The organism is Halomonas sp. 111, from assembly GCF_052379685.1.
Taxonomy (GTDB): Bacteria; Pseudomonadota; Gammaproteobacteria; order Pseudomonadales; family Halomonadaceae; genus Vreelandella; species Vreelandella citrativorans.
In genome coordinates this window covers 1-338 of sequence record NZ_JBQSYV010000064.1, presented here as the reverse complement: position 1 = coordinate 338, position 338 = coordinate 1, and the positions used below count along the sequence as shown (strand labels likewise).

At 63.0% G+C, this 338-nt stretch carries 1 protein-coding gene; it reads right to left on the bottom strand.

Annotation, left to right across the window (positions count from 1 at the left end; all coding sequences use genetic code 11):
* The coding region (locus ACT3T7_RS18440; RefSeq protein WP_444631932.1) for a hypothetical protein at positions 1-185 on the bottom strand (185 nt) is incomplete at its 3' end.
* Positions 186-338: the final 153 nt, after the last annotated feature.

The window sequence follows — 338 nt, the reverse complement described above, 5'->3', positions numbered from 1 at the left end:
TCGCTGGTGCTGATCGTGCCGTCAGCGTTCACCACGGCGTTGCCGCCGATCGCGGTGTTGACTGCGTCGACCGAGCCGAACAGCTGGCTGCCGTTAATCGCGTCGGTGCTGGTGCTGCTGATCTCTCCCGCGCCAACGCTACTGATCACTTGATCATTGGCATCGATGCCGCCACTGGCGGTCATGCTGGGACCACCGGCAATGGTCAGGCCGTCGTTGGTGACGGTGGTGAGATTACCGGCACCATCGTCGACCGTCAGCCCGCTGTCGCTGAGCTGGACATTATCACCCACGCCCACACCGTTCGTGTCCATGACGGTATCGCCGGTGGTCACGCT